At 70.1% G+C, this 25,410-nt stretch carries 21 protein-coding genes; 9 read left to right on the top strand and 12 right to left on the bottom strand.

Features of this window, described 5'->3' with window-relative positions; all coding sequences use genetic code 11:
* Positions 1-322, top strand: a 322-nt coding sequence (locus tag Aple_RS10730) for a response regulator transcription factor (protein WP_218038242.1), incomplete at its 5' end; no start/stop codon positions are given.
* Here the strand turns inward: Aple_RS10730 and Aple_RS10735 are convergent.
* Positions 315-2,318 (bottom strand): beta-galactosidase, encoded by a 2,004-nt coding sequence (locus tag Aple_RS10735; RefSeq protein WP_170321396.1) that lies wholly within the window; start codon positions 2,316-2,318, stop codon positions 315-317. The genes Aple_RS10730 and Aple_RS10735 overlap by 8 nt on opposite strands.
* A 166-nt stretch (positions 2,319-2,484) precedes the next feature.
* Here Aple_RS10735 and Aple_RS10740 point away from each other — a divergent pair, with 166 nt between their 5' ends.
* Positions 2,485-3,678, top strand: coding sequence for an ROK family protein (locus Aple_RS10740; protein ID WP_155344384.1), 1,194 nt, complete (start codon positions 2,485-2,487; stop codon positions 3,676-3,678).
* 146 nt (positions 3,679-3,824) lie between these two features.
* Complete coding sequence (locus Aple_RS10745; protein WP_155344385.1) at positions 3,825-4,052, top strand: hypothetical protein; 228 nt, start codon at positions 3,825-3,827, stop codon at positions 4,050-4,052.
* A 68-nt stretch (positions 4,053-4,120) separates the two neighbouring features.
* Here Aple_RS10745 and Aple_RS10750 read toward each other — a convergent pair whose 3' ends face one another.
* The 8 genes from Aple_RS10750 to Aple_RS10785 form a co-directional block, all read right to left on the bottom strand.
* A complete protein-coding gene (locus Aple_RS10750; protein ID WP_155344386.1) occupies positions 4,121-5,611 on the bottom strand; it encodes a ricin-type beta-trefoil lectin domain protein in 1,491 nt (496 codons plus the stop codon).
* A gap of 143 nt (positions 5,612-5,754) precedes the next feature.
* Positions 5,755-7,032 (bottom strand): esterase-like activity of phytase family protein, encoded by a 1,278-nt coding sequence (locus Aple_RS10755; RefSeq protein WP_155344387.1) that lies wholly within the window; start codon positions 7,030-7,032, stop codon positions 5,755-5,757.
* 90 nt (positions 7,033-7,122) lie between these two features.
* Complete coding sequence (locus Aple_RS10760; protein WP_155344388.1) at positions 7,123-7,746, bottom strand: nucleoside/nucleotide kinase family protein; 624 nt, start codon at positions 7,744-7,746, stop codon at positions 7,123-7,125.
* 7 nt (positions 7,747-7,753) lie between these two features.
* A complete protein-coding gene (rox, locus tag Aple_RS10765) occupies positions 7,754-9,184 on the bottom strand; it encodes a rifampin monooxygenase (protein WP_155344389.1) in 1,431 nt (476 codons plus the stop codon).
* 236 nt (positions 9,185-9,420) lie between these two features.
* Entirely contained in the window at positions 9,421-9,861 is a 441-nt protein-coding gene (locus tag Aple_RS10770; protein WP_246264351.1) for an N-acetyltransferase, read from the bottom strand.
* A 45-nt stretch (positions 9,862-9,906) separates the two neighbouring features.
* Entirely contained in the window at positions 9,907-12,813 is a 2,907-nt protein-coding gene (locus tag Aple_RS10775) for a CHAT domain-containing protein (protein ID WP_155344391.1), read from the bottom strand.
* 72 nt (positions 12,814-12,885) lie between these two features.
* Entirely contained in the window at positions 12,886-13,788 is a 903-nt protein-coding gene (locus tag Aple_RS10780) for a serine hydrolase (protein WP_155344392.1), read from the bottom strand.
* The gene (locus Aple_RS10785) at positions 13,785-14,663 is read right to left on the bottom strand and encodes a LysR family transcriptional regulator (RefSeq protein WP_155344393.1); all 879 of its coding nucleotides are present in this window, start codon (positions 14,661-14,663) and stop codon (positions 13,785-13,787) included. Before Aple_RS10785 ends, Aple_RS10780 begins: the two co-directional genes overlap by 4 nt.
* 175 nt (positions 14,664-14,838) lie before the next feature.
* Here Aple_RS10785 and Aple_RS10790 point away from each other — a divergent pair, with 175 nt between their 5' ends.
* On the top strand, positions 14,839-17,034 hold the full coding sequence (locus tag Aple_RS10790; RefSeq protein WP_155344394.1) for a transglycosylase domain-containing protein: 2,196 nt from the start codon (positions 14,839-14,841) through the stop codon (positions 17,032-17,034).
* Positions 17,035-17,215: 181 nt separating this feature from the next.
* On the opposite strand, the gene Aple_RS10795 is transcribed toward Aple_RS10790, so the two are convergent.
* Positions 17,216-18,061 carry a helix-turn-helix domain-containing protein gene (locus Aple_RS10795; RefSeq protein ID WP_155344395.1) on the bottom strand — a complete coding sequence of 282 codons (846 nt, stop codon included), beginning with the start codon at positions 18,059-18,061 and terminating at the stop codon, positions 17,216-17,218.
* A gap of 117 nt (positions 18,062-18,178) precedes the next feature.
* On the opposite strand from Aple_RS10795, the gene Aple_RS10800 reads away from it, so the two are divergent.
* From Aple_RS10800 to Aple_RS10820, 5 genes are all read left to right on the top strand, one after another.
* Positions 18,179-18,772 (top strand): MmyB family transcriptional regulator, encoded by a 594-nt coding sequence (locus tag Aple_RS10800; RefSeq protein ID WP_155344396.1) that lies wholly within the window; start codon positions 18,179-18,181, stop codon positions 18,770-18,772.
* A gap of 53 nt (positions 18,773-18,825) precedes the next feature.
* The gene (locus Aple_RS10805) at positions 18,826-19,938 is read left to right on the top strand and encodes a sensor histidine kinase (RefSeq protein WP_155344397.1); all 1,113 of its coding nucleotides are present in this window, start codon (positions 18,826-18,828) and stop codon (positions 19,936-19,938) included.
* Positions 19,939-19,968: 30 nt separating this feature from the next.
* Positions 19,969-20,817 (top strand): helix-turn-helix domain-containing protein, encoded by an 849-nt coding sequence (locus Aple_RS10810; RefSeq protein WP_155344398.1) that lies wholly within the window; start codon positions 19,969-19,971, stop codon positions 20,815-20,817.
* Between the two features lie 160 nt (positions 20,818-20,977).
* Complete coding sequence (locus tag Aple_RS10815) at positions 20,978-22,036, top strand: hypothetical protein (RefSeq protein ID WP_155344399.1); 1,059 nt, start codon at positions 20,978-20,980, stop codon at positions 22,034-22,036.
* Positions 22,037-22,231: 195 nt separating this feature from the next.
* Complete coding sequence (locus Aple_RS10820) at positions 22,232-24,190, top strand: ABC1 kinase family protein (RefSeq protein WP_155344400.1); 1,959 nt, start codon at positions 22,232-22,234, stop codon at positions 24,188-24,190.
* On the opposite strand, the gene Aple_RS56710 is transcribed toward Aple_RS10820, so the two are convergent.
* Together Aple_RS56710 and Aple_RS10825 are read right to left on the bottom strand one after the other, a co-directional pair.
* Positions 24,191-24,382, bottom strand: a complete 192-nt coding sequence (locus Aple_RS56710; RefSeq protein ID WP_507767571.1) for a hypothetical protein — start codon at positions 24,380-24,382, stop codon at positions 24,191-24,193.
* Positions 24,291-24,821 carry a response regulator gene (locus Aple_RS10825; RefSeq protein ID WP_507767570.1) on the bottom strand — a complete coding sequence of 177 codons (531 nt, stop codon included), beginning with the start codon at positions 24,819-24,821 and terminating at the stop codon, positions 24,291-24,293. Before Aple_RS10825 ends, Aple_RS56710 begins: the two co-directional genes overlap by 92 nt.
* Positions 24,822-25,410: the final 589 nt, after the last annotated feature.

The following is a 25,410-nucleotide window of genomic DNA, read 5'->3' on the forward strand; positions in this document are numbered from 1 at the left end:
GCGCAACGAGGCCGCCGCCCACCTGACCGTCGCGCACGCCCTCTTCGAGGAGCTGCGGGCGCTCCCGTTCCTGGAGCGGTGCGCGCAGGAGCTGACGGCCTGCGGCCGGTCGCCGGTGGTGACGCCCGGGGACCGGCACGAAGGCCTCACCGCTCAGGAGAACGTGGTGGCCAGGCTCGCGGTGGCGGGCCTGGGCAACAAGCAGATCGCCAGAGAGATGATGCTGAGCGTGAAGACCGTCGAGTACCACATGACCAACATCCTGGCCAAACTCGGCATCCCTTCCCGCGCGGCCCTCGCCGCCCGGCTGAAGCTCACTTGATCCTGAACTCGCCACCGATCCGATCGAGGTCGGCGGGATGGTCGGCGATGAGAATCTCGGCGCCGACCTTCACGCCCGCGGGGACGGCCGAGTCGAGGTAGCCGTTCACGCCCTTGACCAGGAAGTCGTCGAGTTCGCCGCCGACCAGCCTGACGATGGCCGCCCCGCCGCGCGCGGTGATGAGCTCGATCGAGCGGCCGTCGAGTTCGATCAGGACGGCCCCCTCGTGGTCGCTCATGGTGAGCACGGTCAGGTAGGAGACGTCCAGCTCCGGGTGGGTACGGAGGAAGGCGTCCGCGTGGCCGTCCACCACCCTGACGCGCGGCTCAGGGAGATCGCAGGAGGCGCCGGTGAGGGCTTCGGCGAGGATGCGGCAAGGGCGGAGGAACTCGTCCAGGGCCGGGGCCGGGCCGTCAACCTCCACCTGGTTGCCCGCTTCGATGTGGGCGGCCAGCAGGCGCTGCACCTGGCGGTGCATGAAGGCGCCGCCGGGCACGGTGAGGCGCGGATGCGCGGACAGATCGGTGGCGCTTTCGAGCTCCACGACCCGGTAGTCGCGGCCCGCCGCGCGCATCCGGTCGTGGAAGGCGCGCAGCGAGCGGCCCAGTTGAGGGCCGTCCCCCGGTCCCGACCAGGCGGCGATGCCCGCGTAGGGCAGGTAGAGGCCGTAGCTCGCGCTGGTCTCCGGCACGCATTCCAGGAACTCGGCGCCGTGCTGGGCGAGGAAGTCGGCCAGGGAGCGCACCGCGTGGGCCTTCGGGGTGACCGTGCCGTCCTCGGCGATGGGGGCAGAATCCGGATACGGGGAGTCGTGCACCGAGTCCAGGCCCTCCAGCCAGCCGGAGGTCCCGACGCCCGTGTACACGTTGAACCCGGTCGCGCCCGCCGCCATCGCCAGCAGGGACTGGTGGAAGCTGGTCGTGGCGTCGGCGTAGGCCGGGTCGTACAGCTCGGAGAAGCCCCAGTTCTCCTCCAGGTTGGGGCCGGGGGCGCGCTTGGCGGCCAGCACGTATCTGGCCTGGGAGTCGGGGTTGGCGGAGACGACGCCCATCCAGTTGGTGAAGCCGTAGTTGATGCCGTCCCAGAGTTCGGGGCGGACCCGGGCCAGCCAGTCGTCGAAGGAGTGGTGGTGCTCGGCGGGCGGGTTCAGGTTGACCACCACCGGCACCCGGCAGTTCACCGCGGCCGCCCAGCGGTGGTAGACCTCGGCCAGGTATTCGGCGTGGAACCGCCCCCAGTCGGCGTAGCCCTGCTGCTCCTCCGAACGCGCGGGCGCGCTCCACTCGCGGGGCGGCTGGATCTCCTGCCAGTCCGCTATCGCGGTGCCGTGGACGCGGTTGTACTCCTGCGGGGTGCCGTACCAGGCCCGCAGGCGGGACCGGAAGAAGCCGAGGCCCGAGGCGCTGTAGTCGTAGGCGGACAGCGGCAGCGCGCCGCTGGTGAAGATGCCCTCGTTGGCGATCTGCATGAGGATGACCGGGCCCTCCGGCCAGGTCGCCGCCTCCAGCACCTCCTTGCCGGTGGCGGCCAGCCACTGCGTCACCAGCGGGTCGAACACCGGCCCGAGCGGCGCGGGCAGCGGCTCCCCCAGCCAGGCGGACGCCTCGCCGCGCGCGTCCAGCAGCGGCTCGATGGCCGGGTTGGTGCGCGGGCAGACCCAGTCGGGCAGGCCGCCGTAGTTGGTCTCGGCGTGGATGAACGGGCCGGGCTTGGCGACGACCCGCAGCCCGAGCTCATGGCACAGGGAGAGGAATCCGACCACGTCCCGGCTGGGATGGGTCTGCCCGGAGAAGTCCGGCGGGCCGTCGGGGGTGGGCTGGTGGTGGCGCCAGGGCAGGTAGCAGCTGATCACTTGGATGCCGAGATCGTCCCGGATCGCGCGCAGCCGGTCGGCCCACACCGCCGGGTCGTCCCGGTAGTAGGGATAGTCGGCGGTGACGAGCGCCTCGGGCTCGCCTTCGATGACGGTCACCCCGTCGCGGACCTCGATGGTCACGCTCACTCCGTTTCGTCGTGGATCAACGCGTTATCAAGATTGCCCTAATACATAGTATATATCTTGAAAAAAGTCACCATTAGATCTCCTCATACCAGGTGAAGACCCCAGATGACTTATTTCAAAGCCTGAGCTAACGTGGGCCCAGACATGGGGGAGGAAGATCATGGCAAGGCCCGAGCGCAGGACGGTACGCGACCTCCGGAAGGGGAACCGGGCGGTGCTGCTGCGCGCGCTCTACTTCGTGGGGCCCACCAGCCGCCACGAACTCACCGCGCTGACCGGACTGAGCGCCGCGACGGTCAGCAACGTGACCGGAGACCTGCTCTCCGACAACGTCATCGTCGAGGCCGGCCTGGTCGACTCCGACGGCGGCCGCCCCCGGGTGCTGCTGCGGGTCAACCCGGTGTACGGCTACGCGATCGGCGTCGACGTCGGCGAGACGCACGTCCGGGTGGAGCTGTTCGACCTCGACATGAACGAGAAGGCCAAGGCCGAGTTCGCGCTGCGTCCCGGCGGGCACGAGGTCGAACTGGTGGTCGGGCACATCCTGGCCGGGATCGAGGCGGTGCTGGCCGACGGCGGGGTCGCCCCTGAGCAGGTCCTCGGCATCGGCATCGGCGTGCCGGGCATCGTCGAGAGCGGTCCCGACGCGCTGATCCACGCCCAGACCTTCGGGTGGGACTCGGTGCCGCTGGCCGCGCTGCTGCGGGAGGGGACCTCGCTCCCGCTGTACGTCGACAACGGCGCGAAGACGATGGGTCAGGCCGAGCTCTGGTTCGGCGCCGGGCGAGGATCGCGGAACGCGGTCATCGCCCTGATCGGGTCGGGTGTGGGGGCGAGCATCATCACCGACGGGGTCACCTACCGAGGGGCCAACAGCAGCGCCGGTGAGTGGGGGCATACGAAGATCGCGCTGGGCGGGCGGACCTGCCGGTGCGGGGGGCGCGGGTGCCTGGAGGCGTACATCGGGGCGGAGGCGATCCTGGAGCGTGCCGGGCTGCCCCTGGACACGGCCACCGAGCAGGCTCAGCTGGCCGAACTCGTGCGGTCGGGATCTCCGGTGATCGACGAGACGGTGGAATACCTGGGCGCGGGCCTGGCCAACCTGATCAACCTCTTCAACCCCGAGCGCATCGTCGTCGGCGGCTGGGCGGGCCTCACCCTCGGCCACCACCTGCTGACCAAAATCAAGAAGGCCGCCGCCGAGAACTGCCTCACCCAGCCCTTCTCCACGGCCTCCATCGTGCTGGGCCGCCTCGGCCCCGACGCGGTCGCCCTCGGCGCGGCCACCCTCGTGATCGAGGAATTCCTGCTCAACAACACCGCCTCCCCCGCCCGCGCGGCGGCCGCCCTTTAGCAGCGCGCGGACAGATACGGCTATTTTCGGACGCCCGCGCGATACGGCCCGTCAAGCGGTGCGGTGGTCGCCCACCCCGTCGGAGTCACCTGGTACGGTCAGTGGCCCACCCCGACGCCAAGCCGCCGCGACCCCAAGGAGCCACGTTGACGATCGACAACCTTGACCTCGCCGACAGCGCCCGCGCTCTGGCCGACAGCGAGCCCGCCGGCACCCTCGAACACGCCGCCGCGGCCTCGGTGGCCATCACCTGCGCCACCACCCGGGACGCCGACCAGGCCAGAACCGCGCTCGCGGGCATCTCCCCCGAGAACGTCCGCCAGGCGGCCCTGGCCCTGTTCGACCGGCTCTCCGCCCAGGCGCAGGCGCACTGACCCCGCCCGGCCGCCCGGCCGGGGCGGTAGTCGTGCACCGCCCCAACCGGATTCATCGGGGTTTCAGGTCAGCCGCGCCGCCACTTCTGGTTGGCGCCGCCCGAGCAGTCCCACTGCTGGAGCGGGGTGCCGGTGCCGCCCCAGCCGGTGACGTCCACGCACTTGTTCGACTGCGGGTTGACCAGGTCGCCCGCGCCGGTCAGCACGAACTGCTGGGCCGGGTTGCCGCTGCAGGTGGCCAGCTGGATCGCGGCGCCGTTGGCGGTGGAACCCCAGGCCACGTCCATGCAGAGCCCGAAGGCGCGGATGGTGCCGTCGCCTGGGAAGGTCCAGTTCTGGGCGTTGGTGCCGTTGCAGGTCCACAGCTGCAGCCGCTGCCCGTCCGCGCCGTTGGAGTTGGGCACGTCGATGCACTTGTCCTGCCACCCGATCAGGCGGCTGGTCCCGCCGCCCCCTGAGGTGGTCAGGGTCAGGCCGTACGCGCCGAGGATCTCGTTGACCGGCTGGTAGAACGTGGTGCCGCCGGTCGAGCAGTTGCCGGAGCCGCCGGAGGTGACGCCCTGGGCCTGGTTGCCCGAGATCCACGAGCCGCCCGAGTCGCCCGGCTGCGCGCAGGCGGTGGTCTGGGTGAGGCCGTGCACCAGCTGGCCCGAGTAGCTCACGGTGACGTTCTTGGCCTGGATGACCCCGCAGCGCCAGCCGGTGGTCCGCCCGGACCGGCAGATGGACGCGCCGACGACGGCCTCCTGCGAACCGGCGACGGTGACGTTGCCGCCGCTGTAGTTGTTCACCCACGGGCGCGGCGTCCAGTTGCCGTTGGTCCGCACCCAGGCGTAGTCGTTGCCGGGGAAGGATGATCCGGCGAAGGTGCCCTGGCTGACGTTGTTGTAGCCGAGCGTGGGGCTGCCGGTGCCGCCGCAGTGTCCGGCGGTGACGAAGCCGCCGTTGACCGAGAAGCCGATGGAGCAGAGGGTGTTGCCGTTGATGACGTACTGGTCGCCGCCGCGGATGTCGTACAGGGGCTGCGGGGCTTCGCCGGTCGTCACCCGCGCGGTGGCCGCGTCCAGACCGGCGGCCTTGACGAACCGCTCCCCCGATTCACGGTCGGCCGCCGTCACCGCGATGGTGTTGGTGGCGACGTCGACGTGCCAGGTGTGCACGCCCTTGCCCGCCGCTCCGAAGGACCGGTCGAGCGTGGCCTTGGCCTCGGCGAGCTGCTTCTCGCTCCGCGCGACCTGGACGGGCGCGCCGCCCGCCGCGCGGACGAGCTGGGCGTCCTGCTCGTTGAGCACGCCGACCTTGAGGCGGCCTTCGGCGACGCCGTACCAGGCGCCGCCGAACCGGTCGCCCAGGCGGGAACGGAGTTGCCGCTCCACGACGGAGGCTCCGGCTTCGTGCGCTTGCCGGACTCGGGCCTGAGGTTCCGACAGGCCGAGGTCTCTCTGCAGCGCGTCCTGCGCGGGAGTGGGGGTCGGTCCTGACTCGGCGGTCGCGCTCGCCGCGGGCACGGCGAATGCGAATGCCAGCACGGCCGCGCTGGTCAACACGGTTTTTCTCACGACTGGTCCTCTTGAGGGTAGGGGACGGGACGAGGCGTGAGAGCGCTCTCAGGAAAGAAACTTTTCATTTATGACAGTCGAAGTCAATACAGTCAGCCAGGGGGTGTGGGCCCTGCGCACGCGCAGGGCCCTGGGGCCTGGGTTCAGCGCAGGGGCTTGGGGAGGCGGATGGTGACGATCCGGGTCTTCACCCCGGAGTCGATCAGGCGGCCGTCCGTGCCGAACTCGCCGAGGCCGAAGTCGTTGTCGTTGACGACCACCAGGGTGCGGGGGTCGAGCAGGGCGATGCCCTCGACCTTGCCGGGGAGGGTGGGGGCCACCACGGAGAGGTCGACGACGAGGGACTTGGGGGCGGGCCTGACGGCGGACAGGTCGGAGAGCGCTTCCAGGGAGGGCGTGGTGTCCGCCCTGTCGTAGCGGCCGCCGAGGAGGTTCTTGGCCTTGGCCAGGTTGATCTGGTAGATCCGGGCGACGTTGTCGGTGCGCTCGTCGACGAGCAGGCGGTCGCCGCCCACGTGGACAAGACCGGAGATCTTCATCTGGCTCTGGTCGCCGTTGACCTTCGGGTCGAAGGTGGTGACATCCTCGAACTGGTAGGCGTACTCGCCGGTGACCCGGCCGCGCCGGATGTCGAAGGTGAGGATGCGGGCGACGCGTGACTTGTCGCCGACGGCCTTGGTGGGGTTCTGGAGCGGGCTCTGCACGGCGAGGTAGAGCGTGTTGCCGTTGATGGCCAGGCCCTCGAATCCGCGGTTCTGGGGGCGAGTGGCGAGGATGCCGGGAAGCACGTGCCTGACGGGGTAGTCGGCGCCGGTCAGGTTCAGCCCGGCCGGGACGTACCGGGCGATCACCACGCCCCTGGCGGAGACGTGCAGCAGCGACGGGCTGTACTCGTCGACCAGCCAGAAGTCCCCGTTCCTGGCCCGCACGATGTCCTCGGTGTCCACCCCGCTCGGGTTGTACGGCAGCGCGGTCTGGCCGTCCCAGGTGTACGGAAGCTCGTCGTGGCCCTGCTGGTTGGAGATGCCCGTGACCGGCTTGCCGGAACGGCCGACGAGCGGGATGTACTTCTTGATCTCCACACCGAACCGGGTCGCCACCTGGACGATCGCCGGCGCGAACTCGGGGATGGGGAACGTGCGGCGCTTCTCGCCGTTGACGGTGAGCTGGCCGTTGGGGCCGCGGTCGGTGACCATCCAGAAGTCACCCCTGCGGGCCGCCGGGAAGAGCCCGCTGCCGACGCCGCCCAGGTTGATGCCGCGGTCGTCCTTGATCGACCGCTGGAGTTCGCCCAGCGGCATGGTCGGGAAGGTCACGTCCTTGATCACGACCGGCTCGCGGGCGGGCTGGGCCGTGGCCGTACCGGGGATGGCGAGCGTCGCGGCGGCCAGGGCCAGACCGGCGAGGGCGGGACGGAACATCGGCGTGCCTCTCGTTCATTCAGGATGAGCGAGCCTGAACCTATCGACGGCGGGAGACCTCCAGTTGAAGCAGCGGTGAACGCTGACCCGTCACGCCTCTTCGATCAGCGCGGGGTGGCGGGGGCGGTCCATGCTGACCGCCACGTCGGCGACGCTCGCCGGGGCCACCTCCTCCTCGTAGCGCAGGAAGGCGGGGATCGTCCACGCGTCGGTCGCCCGCCGCTCCAAGGCCGCCGGTGACAGCCGCAGGTGGACGGTGAAGTCCAGTGGCAGCCAGCGGCCCAGGAGCAGCGTTCCGTCCAGGAGCAGGATCGCGCCAGGTGGCAGCACTGTGTACGGAGCACGGGTGGCGCGGTCCTTGACCGAGTCCCACAGCGTGGGCAGGACCTTGCCGGAGCCGCCCGGGTCCAGCGGGGTCAGGACCTCGCGGGTCAGGCCGTTCACGTCGAGCCAGTCGTCGTAGTAGGCGCCGGGATCCTGCTTGCCGTACTCGAAGCGCAGGGAGGCGGGGCGCAGGAAGTCCCAGGAGGAGACGCGCAGCGTCTCGCGACCGCGGGTGCGCAGCGGCTCCACCAGGGCGTCGGCCAAGTCGGCGGGGTGGGCGGCGGGGGCGCCGTCTATGGCTACCCGGACCCACTCTTGGCGGGGGTATGCGGCGATCCGATCGGCGAGGTCCTCGATGAGGCGTTCGGTGGTGATCGGTCGTGCGCGCATGTCCTCATCATGCCTGGTGCGCCCGGCCGAACCAGCGGGGCAGGTGGGCGCGCAGGTCTTGCTGATCCTCCCCGGCCCACGCCACATGGCCGTCGGGGCGCAGCAGTACGGCCGCCACGTCCAGCTCCTCGCTGCCGTCGGCGACGTGGTCGATCCGATCCGCCCAGCCGTCCACCGACAGCCCGCCGGTCCTGTCGAGGAGGAGACCGCGGCCCGCGTGCATCTGTTCGTAGAGGCGCCCCCGCTTCAGCGGCATGTCACGCAGCCTGCGGCCGAGCAGGCGGTGCCCCTCGCCGAAGTCGTACCGGACCGAGATCGAGGTGATCTTCTCGATCAGGTAGCGGTTCACCTCCTCGAAGTCCATCAGCTCCGACAGCAGCCGGCGCACCGCCTGAGGACCCGGTTTGAGGGTTGTCAGCTCGGCCTGGGCCCGGGTGCTGTTCAGCACGTCGGCGGCCACCGGGCGGCGTTCGACGCCGTAGGTGTCCAGCAGGTCCTCCGGCGCCCAGCCGTTCACCGCGGCGGCCAGCTTCCAGCCCAGGTTGAACGCGTCCTGGACGCCGAGGTTGAGACCCTGCCCGCCCAGCGGCGGGTGGACGTGCGCCGCGTCGCCGGCCAGCAGCACCCGGCCCGCCCGGTAACGCTCGGCCAGCCGGGTGGCGTCGCCGAACCGCGACAGCCAGCGCGGCGCGTGCACGCCGAAGTCGGTGCCGCCGACCTCGCGCAGCCGTCGCCTGATCTCCTCCAGGGTCGGCGGGGCCGCGCCGTCCTCGGCCACCCGCTCGGCGGGCACCACGACACGGAACACCCCGTCCCCGACCGGCCCGACGCCGTAGCCGAGCTGGGTCTCGCGGATCTCGGCGACGACGGCGGCGATCGTCGCCGGGTCCTCGGTCGCCTCCATCTCGCCCGTCAGCCATTCGCGCTGGGCGGGCTCGCCGGGGAAGCCGATGCCGAGCAGCTTCCGTACGGTGCTGCGACCGCCGTCGCACCCGACGAGATAACGCGAGCGCAGCCGGGTGCCGTCGGCCAGCTCGGCGGTCACCCCCTCGTCGTCCTGGGTCAGCCCGGCCAGTTCGGCGCCGCGCCGCAGGTCGGCGCCCAGCTCGACGGCGCGCTCGGTCAGCAGGCGATCGATGACGGGCTGCGGCATGCCCAGGATGTAGGAGTGCGCGGTGTCCAGCCGGTCGGGCCACGGCTTGCTGATCCCGGCGAAGGAGCCGGCGCGCTCGTACGTCTTCCCGTGCGCCAGGAACCGGTCCAGCAGGCCGCGCTGGTCCAGAAGCTCGATGCTGCGTACGTGCAGGCCGAGCGCGCGGACGACCTTGGTCGGTTCGGGCTCCTTGTCCAGGACGACCGCGTTCACCCCGTGCAGCCGGAGCTCCGCGGCCAGCATGACACCGGTCGGCCCGGCCCCGACGACGATCACGTCGATCATGAAAATCCCCCATCTACCAGCAGTTTTCTGGTCTCGGCCGGACATTCTGCAGTACCACCCGGGCCTTGCCGCAAGCCCTGGGGTGCGCTATAGATTGAGAGTGGCGGGGAGCGGTTATCTTGGCCGCACAGATTCCCCCGGACCCCGTATTTCAGGCGCAGCTCAACTGCGCAGACCTTGACCTTGGGATATCGCGGTGACCACGAGCCGGCGCTTCCATGTAGCAGCGCTCGGGGTCAGCGTGGGGCGTACTCGATCTTCTCGAACGGCCAGTCGGCGGCGAGCCATGCGGATACCGCTGTGTACAGCGGCTTGTCGAGTTGGGCGCGCGAGGCGGTGACCCAGGAGTGGACGCGGGTGACCTGGGGGTCGTCCTTGGCCGGGTAGATGTAGACGCAGCCGATCACGGTGTCGTCCAGGACCGTGAAAGTGAAACCGCGCCGCTCGGCGAAGTCCTTGGCGTGGCGTTCCAGGTCGCTCAGGTTCTCGGTGATCGGCATGCCGTCGGCGGGCGGCCACGTGCGGTTCTCGAAGCCGGGGGTGGCGCGGATGTGGCCGATGCTCGACGTCCACGCGGCATGGTCGGCTTCGTTGTACTGGGGTCCGAGGGGCTCCAGGCGGAAGGCGGGGGTCACCAGTTCGCGTGGCACGGCGAAGTCGTCGGGAACGAAAGGCATGGTCGCCAGCCTATGCTTCGGCGCTGGAGGGAGCCTGAGCTGGTTTCAAATGCCGCTGTGGATGTATGCCGCCCAGAGTCCGGGGCTCGCGGTGGCGGTGTCGCGGAGGCGGCGGGTGGCCAGGTGCAGGGCGAGGGCGGCCTGGCCGGTGTCCGGTGGGGTGGTCCCGTGGTCGGTGAGCCGGTCGTAGACGTCCGCGGCGACCTGCGTGGCGATCCTGTCGTTGATCGGCCATAGCGTGCCGATGACGTGCGGGTATCCGGCCAGCTGGAACGCCGCCGTGATGTGCACGGCTTCGTCGGCGAGACGCTGGTTACTCGCCGTCGTACTGCACGCCGACAGGTACGCCAGGCGAGCCCGGTTCAGCCGCAGCAGCGAGATGGCGCTCACGGTGAGCGGACGGGTGCGGTGATCGTGCAGCAGGAGCCTGCTCGCGGCCGGGGTGTCCCAGTCGCTGACCCCGTGGCAGGCCAGATGCACGATGGCATGCTCGGACAGGGCGGCGGTCACCGCGTCGTACGTGGCTTCGGGACCGTCCAGGACGAGCGAACCCGGCAGCAGCCGCGCCAGCTGCAGGGCTTCGGTCCGGGCGCCCGGCAGGTCCGGAGCCTCCGGCGTGCCCGGCATGCAGACGATCAGCGTGGACGCGTCGGCGGACTCTCCCGACGCGGAGTGGCGGGCGTAACGCAGGGCGCGGATCGTCGGCGTGTACGAGGAGATGACCCGATCCATCACCGTCAGCGGCACGCGGTCGTGGTGCCCGGCGGCGTGCAGCGGCAGGAAGGCCAGTTCCCGCTGCGGGCACCACCACACCCGCGGCCACTCCTGCCCCGGCTCCGGCGGGCCGGTGATGCCGAGATCCGCCAGCACCGGCTCGGCGATGTGGTCCCAGAGCCAGCCCAGGACGGCGTGGATCTCCCGCTGCCCCTCGACCCGCTCCCGGAGCGAGCCGCCCCCGGCCGCGGCGGTGGCGGCGAGGAAACGCTTGACCTGGTCGATCATGTCCTGCGGCGTGAGCGTACCGAGTTCGACGACCCGGACCGGCCGGTCGGGGTCATCGGTGAGGATGAGCGCGTCGCAGCGCAGCCAGCTGACGTTGATCATGACGATCGGCCCGTCGGCGGCCTGCGCGCGGAGCTGGTCGATGGTCGGCGGCAGCAGGAACCGCTCCAGGCCGGGCAGCGCGCGGATCCGCGCCAGCATGTCCTCCCAGTCCCGCGCGGAGCGCCGCCGCTGTATGGCGACCTCCTGCGCGGACTCCTGCGAGTCCGGGGTGAGCAGCCCGGCGTCGGTGAGGATCCGGCCGAGCAGGTCCAGCTGGCCGTACTCCACCACCGCGTCGGTCAGCGTGGTGTGGTCGGCGAGTTCGAGTTCCTCGCGCAGCCGCTCGAACGGCGGAGCCATCTCAGGCGCGAAGGCGCGCAGCTCGGCGAGGTCGGTGCGGGCGCCGATGAACTCGCCGAGCAGTACGCCCCGGCCCTGTTCCAGCAGTTCCAGCGCCCGCTCCGGCCGCCCGGCCGCGATCGCGGTGGAGGCCGCTTCGGCGGCCAGCCCGATCGCCTCGCTCAGGCCGTGCTCCCGATCGGCGCGGGCCAGCGAGCGCGGGGTGATCCGGGTGAGCAGGGAAAGCGCCGTCTCGTAGGCGGCGAGCGCGGTCTCGAACATGCCGGCTTGCATGGCGGCGCTGCCCAGCCGGCGGTTGGCCATCAGCCGCATGCCCTCCGAGGAGCCCGCGGCATCGGCCGCCTCCTCGAAAACCTCAACCGCCTCCGGATCCCCCATGGCGGACAAGGCGCTGCCGAGATTGAACAGGTACATGGCGCGGCTGGGGTGCTCCTCCGGCGTGAGGGCCACGGCCTCCCGGCCCAGCGCGACGGCTTCGGTCAGCGCCGCCTCGTCGTCGTCCTGCTCGGACCAGATCCGCAGCGCGTACCCGTGATTGGACAGGTACCTGGCCCGGTTGGGGTCGGTGGCGGAGGTGATCGCGACCGATTCACGGCCGAGCTCGACGGCTTCGGCCAGCACGTTCTTGTCCTTGATGGCCTCGAACAGCAGGCGCTGCGCGACCGCGAGGTTGGCCAGGCAGAGCGCACGGTCGAGGTGGCCCGGCGGAGCCACGCCGACCGCCTGCCGGCCGTAGTCGACGGCCTCGGAGAGCGTCTGTATCTGCTTGGTGCGCTCGAACAGGGCCTGTAGGTAGAAGCCGAGGTTGGACAGGTACACGACCCGGTTGCGATCGTCTTCCGCGGCCGCGGCGACGGCTCGGCGGCCGAACTCGACGGCCTCCTTGAGCTGGGCGAGTTCTCCGGTCTGCTTGGACAGCTCCTTGAGGTCGACTCCCAGGCCGGTCAGGAGATCGGGGTCGCCCTCGGGCGAGGCGTCCAGGAGCTCCCGGCCGACCTCGACGGCCAGCGCGAGCGCCTCCACCTCCCGCAGCCGCTCGTACAGCTCCAGCATGATCTCCTTGAGATCGCCCAGCATGGCGAGCCGCCGCGGATGATCGTCCGGTACGGCATGCAGGAACAACCGCACCGCCTCACGCAGCGCGGCGGCGTCAAGGGACGTCTCGTACTGATCGAGAAGTTCGAGCCCATGCCCCCAGGATTCGAGATCGACGTCCGCGTCCGGCCGGAACGACTTCTCGTAGAACTCCCGCATCTGGGCGGGCACGAGCGCGGGATCGGCGTCGTGGACGGGTGTCAGCAGCACCATCGCGGCCTCAAGCTCCGCCTCGTCCTCGGGCAGCGCCTGGGACCGCAGCCAGTACACCATGCCGGTCGCGCGAGCCACCGGCAGGTCCTGGCTGGGATCGTCGACCACGCTCAGCAGAGCCGCCACCTCGGCGAGCGCGTCCGCGCCCAGCACCGGACCGGGACCACCACCGGCTTCGACCGCCCTGACCCGCGCCTCGATACCGGCCAGCAACATCTTCCGCGCGAGCCTGGCCCGCATTCCCCGCCACATCATGTCCCAGGCATTTCACCACGAATGCCTGCCGTTCTCATTCGGGTTATCCCTACAGCATTACCGGTGCCGTAGGTGATCGCGGAGTGTGCGGGCGACCTCCGCCATGAGCGCCTCGGCCCCGGGCTGGCTGATGGCCGGGACGCGCGACTCGGTGAGCACGGCGACTCCGAAGGTCTGGCCGTCGGCGTGCTCGACGACTCCGACCTCGTGGCGGAGGTTGAGCAGCGTCCCGGTCTTGGACGACCACCTCGACGCGTCGGAGCTGAAATCGGGCGCCAGCCGATGCCGCAGGACGTTCTCGCCCATGAGGGTCCGCACCCGTTCGGCGACGCCCGCGTCGATCGGGGACGGCGTCCACAGCGCCTGCAGGAGGTCGAGGAACGCGCGCGCGGTCCCCGAGTTCGCGCGGGTCACGTCTAGCTGCGGGACCCGGTGGCCCCGGCCTGCCGTACCCGCTTCGATGGCGAGGACGTGGGCGAGGTGGCTGTCGGCGGGGTCGAGGCGTTCCACCGGGGTCTCGACCAGTTCCTGCATGGTGTGGCGTACGGTGATGCCGCGCAGGCCCAGTCCGAGCAGGATCGCCGAGACCTCGGCCGGTGGGGTGAGGGCGAACAGGGCGTCCGCCGCCGTGCTGTCGCTCACGGCGGTGCTGAGGTAGAGCAGGTCGTCGACGGCGATGTGGGCCGGGTGCCGGAACTTGCTCAGCCCGGTCGGCCCCGGCGTGGTGATCCCGCCTGGTCGTACGAGAATGCTCGTGGCGCCGTCGAGTTCGCCTCTGCGGATACGGTCGAGTGTCGCGACGGCGAGCGGGACCTTGACGAGCGAGGCGACCGGGAACTCGAGGTCCGGCTCGATGCCGAGTTCGTCGCCCGAGCGCAGGTCCCGGACCAGGAACGAGCCGCGCAGCCCGGCGTCGTCGAGCGTACGCCGGAGTTCGCGGATCAGTTTCTGCGTGCTCACGCCGTCTCCTGGGAGTCCGCTCCGAGGCAGCGGGCGATCGCGTGCCACAGCCGGTCCCGGATACGCTCCGCGTCGTCCCCCGCGACGTCGAAGCCGCGGACGAGCGGGATCTCGCCGAGGGGACGCCAGTGCAGCCCCAGTTCGCTGGCCTGCCCCGGCGAGCACAGCAGGAGGTCCGCGAAGGCGAAGACCTCCGCTGTCGCGGCGGTGAGCGTGGCCGAGACGCCGACCTGCGCGGGCTGGAGACCGACGGCGTCCCGGATGCGGAACATCCGGTCGCGGATGTGCGGGACGTCGTCCTCGGGCTGGAGCCAGATCCGGCTCCGTCGCGATGACCGCGCGGCGCGGCCGGCGCGGAGGGTTTCGACGTAGACGGTTCGCACTGGGAGGTCCGCGGTGCCGGCGAGGCCGAGCCGTACCGACCAGGTCGCGTCGCTGGGCGGGACGGCCACCAGCGCGGCGCGGACTTCGCGGGAGCGGACGAGTTCCGCCCGCTCGGCCGGTGGGGCGGCATGGAAGTCGAGGTAGACACCGTTCTGGCGGGCCTCGGCGGCGAGCCGGGCGAGGTCGCGAACGGCGCAGACCTCGGGTACGGCGAGGCGGAGGGGATTGAGCCTGGCCTGCTCCGCCTCGTGCTCCATGTCGTCGGCCAGGCGGACCAGGCGCTTCGCCGACGGAAGCAGGTCGCGGCCGAACTGGGTGAGTATGGCTCCGCGCGACGACCGGTCGAACAACCGCTCGCCGAGATGTTTCTCCAGGGCGGCGATCCGCCGGCTCGCGACCGACTGCGGGACCCGGGTGGCCGCCGCGCCCTCGGTGAAGCTGCCCCGCTCGCTCACGTTGACGAACGCCCGCCAGGCTCCGAGGAGGTCCATGAGGGGAAACTTTATGCCATTTCAGCATGGACCCCCCTATATCTGTCTTTGACGGCATTGGGCGGTGGCGCGAGACTTCCCGCCGTATCTGATCCTTGAGGGGAAGGTTCCGGTCAATGTCCATTCACGCCGCGTTCTCGGCACTCATGTCGCTCCCGCTGACGAGCGAAATCTGATGGCGGACCGGCGGCGGACCCGCTCGTCGGCGGGTAGAAGCGTGCTGGGCCTGGCCGGAGCGGCGGTGGCGGCCGGGCTGGTGGCCGCCGGGCTCGGGCTCCCGGCCGTGGGCGGCACCGGCGCGGCGATCGTGGCCGCCTCCGACGAGCTGAACCTCAACCCCGCCGAGCTCATCGAACCCCCGCTGGCGGAGAAGACGACGATCCTGGACGCCCGGGGTAGGCGCATCGCCCAGTTCTACGACCAATACCGCGAGGTCGTCCCGCTCGACCAGGTGGCCGAGGTGATGAAGACCGCGATCATCTCGATCGAGGACTCCCGCTTCTACGAGCACGGCGCGATCGATCTGGAGGGCACGCTGCGTGCGCTGGCCAGGAACCTGCAGTCGGGCGGGGTGAGCGAGGGCGGTTCCAGCATCACCCAGCAGTACGTCAAGCAGGTGCTGCTGAACGCCGCCACCACCAGGGAGGACCAGGAGAAGGCGCTGGAGGCCAGCTACGGCCGCAAGCTCAACGAGCTGCGCTACGCGATGGCGGTGGAGGAGAAGTACACCAAGGACCAGATCCTGGAGAAATACCTGAACATCGCCTACTTCGGCGCCGGGGCCAACGGCGTACAGGCCGCGGCCAAACGGTTCTTCGGGGTCTCGGCGGCCCGGCTGAACCTGCCGCAGGCGGCCACCCTGGCGGCTGCGGTGCAGCTGCCGACCAGCACCGATCCCGAGGGTGGCCGGGAGAACCGCGCGCGACTGCTGGAGCGGCGCAATGTCGTGTTGGACCGGATGGCCGAACTCGGCAAGATCACCACGGCGAAAGCGGCCAAGGCCAAGACCGCCAAGCTCGGCTACAAGGGCGTCCCGCAGCCCGGGGGGTGCGAGGCCAGCCCGTACCCCTATTTCTGCCTGTACGTCTACAACGAGGTGCTCAATGACCCGAGCTTCGGCAAGACGAGGGCGCTGCGGGAGCGGTCGCTCAAACGCGACGGCCTGACGATCAAGACGACGCTGGACCCCCGGATGCAGGCTGCGGCCGAGCAGGGCATCGGCGACTGGGTCGGCCCCACCGACAACGCGGTCGCCGCCCAGGCGCTGGTCGAGCCCGGCACCGGCAAGATCAAGGCCATGGCCGCCAGCCGCAAGTACGGAAACTCCGCCCGTCGGCGCGAAATTTCGTACAACATCGTCGCCGACACCCACCACGGCGGCATCGGCGGCTTCCAGGCGGGCTCGACGTTCAAGACCTTCACCCTGCTCACCGCGCTGAAGCAGGGCATGAAGGCCGACGACGGCTTCACCGTGGGCAACAGCTACCGCGCCCCCGACTACGCCGCCTTCACCGACTGCGCAGGAGGACAGGTCGGCGACCCGACGCACCCTGTCACCAACGACGAGGGCTCCCCCGGCTTCAAGACGCTGCGGACCGGCACCTGGGGCTCGGTCAACACCTTCTTCATGGAGCTGGAGCGCCGGGTCGGGCTGTGCGAGACCGTGCAGACCGCCCAGTCGCTGGGCATCAAGCGCGCCGACGGCAAGAAACTCCAGGAGTACGAGACCTTCACCCTCGGCATCAATGAGATGGACCCGGTCACCGTCGCCACCGCGTACGCCGCCCTCGGCGCGCGCGGGACCTACTGCGCACCCCTGGCCATCACCCAGGTCACCGGCCGCGACGGCAAGCCGACCGACTACCGGCCGAAGTGCCGCCAGGCCCTGGAACCACAGGTCGCCGACGCCACCGCGGACATTCTCTCGGGCGTGTTCACCCAGGGGACGATGAGCTCCGTCGGCGGAATCGGCCGTGACGCGGCCGGGAAGACCGGCACCAACGACGACCAGTCCAGCGCGTGGTTCGCCGGCTTCACCCCGGACCTGGCCGGCGCGGTGAGCATCGGCGACCCCCGGGGCGCCATCGCGCACAAGCTCAACAACGTCACCATCGGCGGCAGGTACTACAGCGCCGTCTTCGGAGCCACCGTCCCCGGCCCGATCTGGCGAGACACCATGATCGCCGCCTTGCGGGGGGTCGAGCCCACCGCCTTCACCCCGATGAACTCCGAGCGCTTCGACGGCTGCGGCCGATACTGCGCACCCCTTCCACCGGTCACAGAGGAGGAACCCGACGACACGGCGACAGACCCGACCGAACCTGTCGAAGACTCCACCGAACCCGAGCCGGACCCCGTTGTGCTCCAATAGCGCCCGTCACGCCGCAGCCAGGCGGCGAAAGGTGTCAGCTTCTCGCGCAGGCTCCGTTCAACCTCGTGTGTGAGATCCCGCCGTGAGATGAGCGCCGTTCAACGTGCCGGTGCCTGGTGCGCAGACACGCGACCGCGGCCTGAGCCGGTCTCACGTCACGCACAGAGCTTCCCCCCGGAAGTCAGAAAGCTTCCCGGCAGAGCGTGTCGAGCGCGTACGCGGAGTGGGTGTCGAGGGGGGCCTGGAGGGTGATCAGTTGCTGCCCGGGTGCCCCGGCGAGGGAGAATATGTCGCAGTCGACTGTCAGCTCCCCGACGAGCTCATGGCGGAAGCGTCTGGTGTGGCTGTGTTCGGCCTGGACGTCATAACGGGCCCAGGCATGGCGGAAGTCAGCGCTTCGCTCGGACAGTTCGTCGATCAGTTGGGCCACGCGGGAGTCGTGGAGGTTCCGGCCGGCGGTGGCGCGAAAGTGGGCGACTCTGGATTGCGCGGTGGACTCCCAGTCGCCGTAGAACTCCCGTACGGCAGGATCGAGGAAGACCGCGCGAAGCGTGTTGTCGCCAACCCTCGGCTTCTGCCCCAGCCCTCGCCCGTAGAAGGCCCTGGCCGGCGGGTTCATGGCCAGCACGTCCATGCGCTGATTCATGACAAAGGCCGGCGTCTGAGGCCAGCTGTGCATCAGCCGGATCAGATGCGGGCTGACCTGGTCCACGGCGCCGTCCGGAGGGCACGACTCCGGAGCGGCCGGCAGGTCTCCGCGCGCCAGCGCGTAAAGGTGTGCCAGGGCGTCCACGCCGAGACCGAACACCTCCGCCAGGGCGCCGATCACCTGGTCGGACGGATTGCGTTCGCGTCCCTGTTCGAGACGGATGTAGTAGTCGGTGCTGACTCCGGCCAGCATCGCCACCTCCTCCCGCCGCAGGCCGGGTGTCCGGCGGAATCCGACGTCCAGCAGGTCGACCTGGGCAGGGGTGGTGGCCTCGCGCCGGGCCCGGAGGAACTCGCCGAGCATCCTCTTTTTGTCCATATATGGACCATATGACGTTTATGCCCGGCTTGACTGGGTGTGCCACTGTCAGGGTCCCGGGTGCGTGGGAGTGCCGCGGCCACCCTGCGCGAGCGGATCCGGCCTACGTTTGGCGGCATGAACAGCAGCAAGATTCTCGGCGACTTCCTCCGGGACCGCCGCTCTGGAGGCGGGTATGGGCCTCGCTGGCGAGATTGGGCCGACCCGTGCCTGCAACGGCTGATCGACGGCTGGTACGGCGTGCCCGTCCTGCTCTGCGACCCCTTGATGAACGTGTGCGCCGCCAACGATCTGGGCGCCGCGCTGCTAAGCGGGCTGCGGCACACCGACAACCTGTTCAAGCTGATCTTCCTGGACCCGGCGGCGAGGGACTTTTTCACCGAGTGGCCCCACATCGCCGCCGCCGCGACCGACGTTCTGCACTCCATCGCCGCCCAGGGCCATCATCCCGGCCTGACCGCTCTGCTCGGCGAACTCGCCGAGCAGAGCCAGGAATTCCGGCGGATGTGGGCCGGGCACGACGTGTCCTCCGACGCTCGGCGGGTCAAGCGCCTGCGCCACCCCGCGGTCGGCGAACTCACCCTCTTCTGCGACGTACTCGACGTCGTACGCCTGCCCGGGCATCACGTCCTCGCCCTGCAGGCCGAACCCGGCAGCCCTTCCGAGCAGGCGCTCGCTCTCCTGGGCAGCCTCGCCGCCACGGCCAACTGAACGAGGCGCGGGCCTCGCGAACCGCAAGACCCACTTCCTTCCGGAGGTAAATCGTGACCATCGTCCACCCGCTCCGATCCATCCGTGCGCGTTGCACCGCGGCCATCTCGCTGCTGGTCCTGGTCGTCCTGGTCATGCTGGACACGGCCGTCCTGTCCATCCGCCGCTCCTTGAGCGCCGGCGCGACCACCGGTCTGCTCCGGGGGCACAACCTGGAACTCCTCCTGACCGGCTTCGGCCTGGTCCTGACCGCCGGCGCGGCCACCTGGTGGGCCGTTGGCCGCGTACTCCGTCCCGTCCGAGCCATCCGTACCCACATAGACAAGATCACCGCGAATGATCTGGGCCGCCGCCTGCCCGTCCCGCCCGGGGACGACGAGATCGCCGAGCTGGCCCGCGCCGCCAACCACACCTTCGCCCGTCTGGAGGAGGCGATCGCCCAGCAGCGCGGCTTCGCCGCCATGGCCTCCCACGAGCTGCGCAATCCGATCGCCGGGCTGCGCGCCGAACTCGAGGACGCTCTCGAACACCCCGAGGACCCCGGCCCGGGCCACAGCTTGCGTACGGCCCTGACCACCGTCGACCGCCTGGACACCATCGTCGCCGACCTGCTCGCTCAGGCCCGCCTGGACGACGCCGGCATCGCCGCCCCGCACGAGCTCATCGACCTCACCGAGCTCCTCATCCAGGAGACGGCCCGCATGAACAAGACCATCCACGGCATCCCGGTCAGGCTCCGCGTCGAGGGCGAGTTGTGGGTCTTCGGGTCGCGCATCCAGCTCATCCGCGCCCTGACCAACCTTCTCGGCAACGCCCGCCGGCACGCCGTCTCCGCAGTCGGCCTCACCCTCACCACGGCCGGCGACCAGGCGGTCATCGCCGTCACCGACGACGGCCCCGGCATTCCCCTCGCCGACCGCCAGCGCGTCTTCGAACGCTTCACCCGCCTGGAGGACGCCCGCCGCCTGGACGCGGGCGGCAGTGGCCTCGGTCTGGCCATCACCCGTGACATCGCCCACAGCCACGGCGGCAGCCTGAACTTGGAGGACTCCGCGGTAGGCGCCCGATTCGTCCTGCGGATTCCGCAACTCGGCACATCCCGTCTCACCCCGGCAGGCCCCATTGCCGAGCCGTACACGGACGAGGGCCTCCCAGCTCTGCAGTAAGTCCAACAATTCGGGACATATGGTGATGAAATGGACAACGGCAGTAGTAACCTCCTCGGCGACTTCCTACGCGCCAGGCGTGAAGCCACCAGTCCAGCACAGGTGGGCTTCCTGCACGCCCCCTCGCGCCGTACCCCAGGGCTTCGGCGAGAGGAGGTGGCCATGCTCTCCGGAGTCAGTACCTCGTACTACATCCGGCTGGAACAGGGACGCGAACGCAATCCCTCCGCCCAGGTGCTGAGCGCCCTGGCCCGGGTGCTGCGCCTGGACCCCGACGCCGCCGCCTACCTCTACTCGCTCGCCCACCCCTGGGCACGTCCCCAAGCGGAGACCGGCGCCGCGGAGCAGGTCAGCCCCAGCCTGCTGCGCCTGGTCAACCTGCCCCGGCACGCGCCCGCACTGGTGCTGGGCCGCCGCTTCGACGTACTGGCCGTCAACCCCTTGGCCGAGGTCTTGTACGAGGGCATGACCAACCTCGACAACTGCCTGCGCATGATCTACCTCAGCCCGGGAGCGGCCGATTTCTACCCCGATTGGGAGAAGGCCGCCCGTGCCAAGACGGCCCAGCTACGCACTGCCGTGGCCGGCGACCCCGACGATCCGTACCTGCGCGGCCTGGTGGCCGAACTCACCGCCCACAGCCAGGAGTTCCGTCGCATCTGGCCCCTGCACGAGGTTCAGGTACGCGGCAACGAGCTCAAGGAGCTACGTCATCCCCGGATGGGCCACCTCACCTTGTCCTGGGAGGTACTCTCAGTCAGCGGCACCGGCCAGAAATTCGTCTCCCTGGCCGCCGAGCCCGGCAGCCACTCCGAACAGGCCCTACGGGAACTGGCGGACACACTCGCCCACCAGACCACTCCGTCACTGCACAGATGAGGCCGCTTGAGCCGCGTGTGTATAGCAGGACGCCCGCGTTCAACCACCTCCACGCAGAGCGGACGGCATGGCGATCGATGTCGCGCGACAGGTCCGGATCTCTCCATCGCCTCCCCTGCCGCATGCAAACTTTTCCCCTGAACGGCGCGTCTCACCCTTTGTGGGAATACTGTTTCGCGGCACCGCTGCAGCCGTCGCCTTTTTCGTCGCTGCGGGGCCGGCCGCCGCCCACGCCGTGGCGCCGGCCGGTCAGTGGAGTGTCGTCCATGACGACCGCCGTGACTCCTACGACGCGGTGACGGTGACGCCGGGTGGGGCGGTCTGGGTCGCCGGGACGAGGCGCCCGGATCGCGGCGGCACCGAGTCGCTCCTGCTCAAGGGCGGCCGCTCCACCTTCAAGCGTGTCACCGGGCCGGGCTTCCGGGTGAAGCGGCTGACGTCGGCGTCCGACACCAGGGTCTGGGCGTTCGGCGCGTCGCGGTACGCCCGGTGGGATGGCAAGCGCTGGCAGGTCAAGCCATGGCGTTATGGCCGAGTGGATCGGGCGTACTCCATCGGCAGGAATCTGTGGGTCATCGAGAACTCGAATGCGTTCCCCGCGGCCGGTGCCGCCGGGTGGAAGGCGCGGTCCACGCTGCGGCGCCTGGACGGGTCGGTGTGGCGCAAGGTCCACACGCCGATCGTGGTCAAAGGACTCGACGGCAAGTGGGCGGCGGGCTCGGTGCGGGGCACGGCGGCTCTGGCCCGCTGGACCGGCACGGCCTGGCGCGCGGTCGCACTTCCAGCGATTCCGTCCGCACGCTCGGGCCAGATCTCGGAGCTGACGGATGTCGCGGTCGACGGTGAGACCGGCCGCGTGATGGCCGTCGGCTGGGTCGCCTGGCCGTGCGGCAACTCCTTCTGCGGTGAGACTTTGCTGCTGTCCGGCTATCTGGGCGGCTTTAACTTCGAGGTCCGTGGTGAACCGGGCATCCAGCCGCGCGCCCAGGCGGAGCCCGACGGCAGAGGCGGGGCCTGGGTCGTCTACGACGCCAAGGGCGGAGGCAGCGGGTTTCTGCACATCGGCACCGATAGTGTCGAGCCGGGCGCCTTTCCAACTCCGCCGAACCAGAACGCGTCCGTCCGTGACCTCGCCATCCAGCCGGAGAGCGGTTCCGCCTGGGCGGTCGGCGCGGCATCTTCTGGCCGCAGCGGTTTGATCTGGGCCTACCGCCGCTGAGTCGGCTGGACATCGAGGCCACTCCCGTACGGGCGGATGATCTGTTCGATCTGGCCATGATCGTGGTCGGCGAGCGGGGCCAGCCAGATATCGACCCATATGTCTGGCAGACACATAACATGAGGGCCATGGACCACGTCGAGCTCACCCCAGAGCTGCCCGAGACCGCACCACGGCCGCTCTTCAGCCACTGACATGCCCGACCTGCTGTCCATCGTCGCCCCGTTTCTGAACGCGCTGATCATCGCGCTCATCGCCAGGAAGGCGCTGGGCGTGCCCGTGGGCTGGCCGCGCTCCATCGCCATGGGCCTGTTCACGGGCGCGAGCATCGTGTGGGCCGTCATCTACGTCAGTGAGCTGACCGGCATCTACGTCGACGGCCGGGCCAACGCCCCGCTCGGGGTGATCTTCGCCGTCGCCACGCTGATCACGGCATGGGTCATCGTGCTCGGCCTGATCGCCCTGGTCCTGCTCGAACTCTTCATCCCGACGGGCACCCTGCCCTCGCCGCTGGCGCTGCTGCGCGGGTGGAATGCGCGCAGGAAACGGGCGCGGCGCTACACCCAGGTCATACGGATCGCGGCCAAGCACGGGCTGAGCGGCTACCTGGGCGGGCGCCGCAAGGCCCGCGAAGGGCAGAGCGCGATCGCCCGCTCCCTGCGCGCCGCGCTGAACGAGGGCGGCGTCACCTTCGTCAAACTCGGCCAGATGCTCTCCACCAGGCGCGACCTCATCCCCGAGGTCTTCGCCGACCAACTCGCCACCCTGCAGACCAGGGCCGGGCCCGAGCCGTGGCCGCAGATCGAGCAGGCCATCGAGGAGGAACTCGGCAGGCCGCTGGGCGAGGTCTTCCGCTCCGTCGACCCCGATCCGCTCGCCTCCGCCTCGGTGGCGCAGGTGCACGCCGCGGAACTCCTGGACGGCACGCCCGTCGTGCTCAAGGTGCAGCGCCCCGGCGCACGCAAGCAGGTCACCTCCGACGTCGAGATCATCATCAGGCTCGCCCGGTGGCTGGAGCGCGCCACGCCGTGGGGCAGGTCGCTGCGCGTGACCCGGCTGGCGGAGGGCTTCGCCGCCTCCCTCCACGAGGAGCTCGACTACACCGTCGAGCTCGACAACCTGCGCACCATCGCGGCCACCATGGACGGCGGCGTAAGCGTGCCCACCGCCCACGACCTGCACTCCACCGGCAGACTCCTGGTCATGGACCGGCTGGAGGGCACCCCGGTCGGCGACGCGGGCGCGCTGCTGGCCGCCCTGCCCGCCGCCACCCGGACGGACCTCGCCGAACGCCTGCTCGGCGAGGTGCTCAGGCAGCTCGTACGCACGGGCGTCTTCCACGCCGACCTGCACCCCGGAAACATCCTGATCACCCCGGACGGCGGTCTCGGCCTGCTCGACTTCGGCTCGGTCGGCCGTCTCGACCAGCCGACCCGCAACGCGCTCGGCATGCTGCTGCTGGCCATCGACAACAACGACGCGATCGTCGCCACCGACTCCCTCATCGAGATGCTGGACCGGCCGGACGGGCTGGTGGAGCGGGACCTCGAACGCGACCTCGGCCAGCTCATGGTCCGCTACCGCGTCGGCTTCGGCAGGGGCGGCAGCTCGGGCATGTTCGCCGCGCTGTTCAAGCTGATCCACGCGTACGGCTTCGCTGTGCCGCCGCAGATCGCGGGCGCCTTCCGCGCGCTGGCCGCACTGGACGGCACCCTCGCCCTGGTCAGCCCCGACCTCGACGTGGTGGGCGCGGTCAGGCGGCAGGGCAGGGAGATGATGCGTGAGGCCACCGAGCCCCAGGCGGTGCGGGCCGACCTGGAGAGCCGCCTGGCGGCCTATCTTCCGCTCCTGCAACGGCTGCCCAGACGGATCAACAAGCTGACCGAGGACCTGGAGCAGGGCAGGATCTCGATCAACATCAGGCCGCTCGCCGACGACCGCGACCGCAGCTTCCTGACCGGCCTCGTGCACCAGGTGGTGATCGCCATACTCGCCGCCACCGCGACGCTGGGCGCGATCGTGCTCATGGTGGCCGACGCCGGCCCGACGGTCGCCCCCGGCGTGCGACTGTTCGCGCTGGTGGGCAGCGCGCTGCTACTGGTCGGCTTCGTCCTCGCGCTGCGCTCACTCGCCCTGGTCTTCCACCGCCGCTAATCAGGTGCCGGTGCTGTGTCTTCGGATCAGTCTGGTGAGACCAGTCCGAAGCGGCAGGCGATGATGACCAACTGGACCCGGTCGCGAGCGTCGAGCTTGGTCAGCAGACGCGCGGGTTTTGGCCGTTCCCTGGCCGATGTGCAGGCGGTGGGCGATCTCGGCGTTGAACAGACCCTGGGCGATCAGGATCAGTACCTGCCGTTCGCGCTCGATCACGCAGGCGGCGAAGTCGGAGATCAGCCGCCGGGTGACGCGGGGGGAGCGCCTCTCCGGCGGCGACCACACGGATGGCGGTCAGCAGGTCCTGCGGCGGGGCGTCCTTGAGCAGGAATCCGCCGGCGCCGCCGCGTAGCGTCACGTAGACATATTCGCCCAGGTCGAAGATGGTGAGCATCACCACCCGGGCCAGCCCGGAAGCGGTGATGCGCCAGGTGGCCTCCAGGCCGTCCATCTCCAGCATGCGGACGTCCATAAGCACCACATCGGGCTGGGTCAGGCCGGCCACTTCCATCGCCTGAGCGCCGGTGGCCGCCTGCCCGACCACGCTCTGGTCGCCCGTGGTTGCCACGATGCCGCACAACCCGGCCCGCACCAGCGCCTGGTCATCGGCCACCAACACCCGTACGGTCACACCCCGCCCTCCCCACAGGGGGCGTCGCGCCGCGACTTCGAACCTACGACACCAGGTTTAGGAATCAGCTCATTATCAAGCAATCAGTATGCCGCTGACCTGCTGAAATACGCGCACTGGCGTCGAAGGCGTAGGGCTGTGGGACGGCATTGGGACCGAGTCGCCTCGCCTGCTCGATGGTAGTCCAGGGGCGAACATCGTTCGCCCACCGGTCCAAGGCGGTCCGATGGGGATTTTCCCGGTTTCTGATCGGCCGCCCGTGGTTGGCGCGGACAATGCCTAGTATGACGGTGCGTCGGTGGGTGCTGGCCGCCACGGCTGTGGCGGTGGCCGTTTTAGCTGTGGTATTCGTGGTTCTAGGGTGGGAACGAGCCGATAAGGTTGCCTCCCTGGCTTCAGCACTGGCTGGGGTGGCGGCTGTAGGGGTGGCGTTGTGGGCCGCGTGGCCAATGGCCTCTGGTGGAGGGGGCCTTCGTGTCTTGAACACCGGTCGGGCCACGGTACGGGGCGACGGACGTGCTAACACCGGCTTTTCGGGACGGGCTGATGCGCTGCCCAGTCAGGTGAGAGTGGAACAAACGGGAAACGC

This window comes from Acrocarpospora pleiomorpha (assembly GCF_009687885.1).
GTDB classification, from domain to species: Bacteria; Actinomycetota; Actinomycetes; order Streptosporangiales; family Streptosporangiaceae; genus Acrocarpospora; species Acrocarpospora pleiomorpha.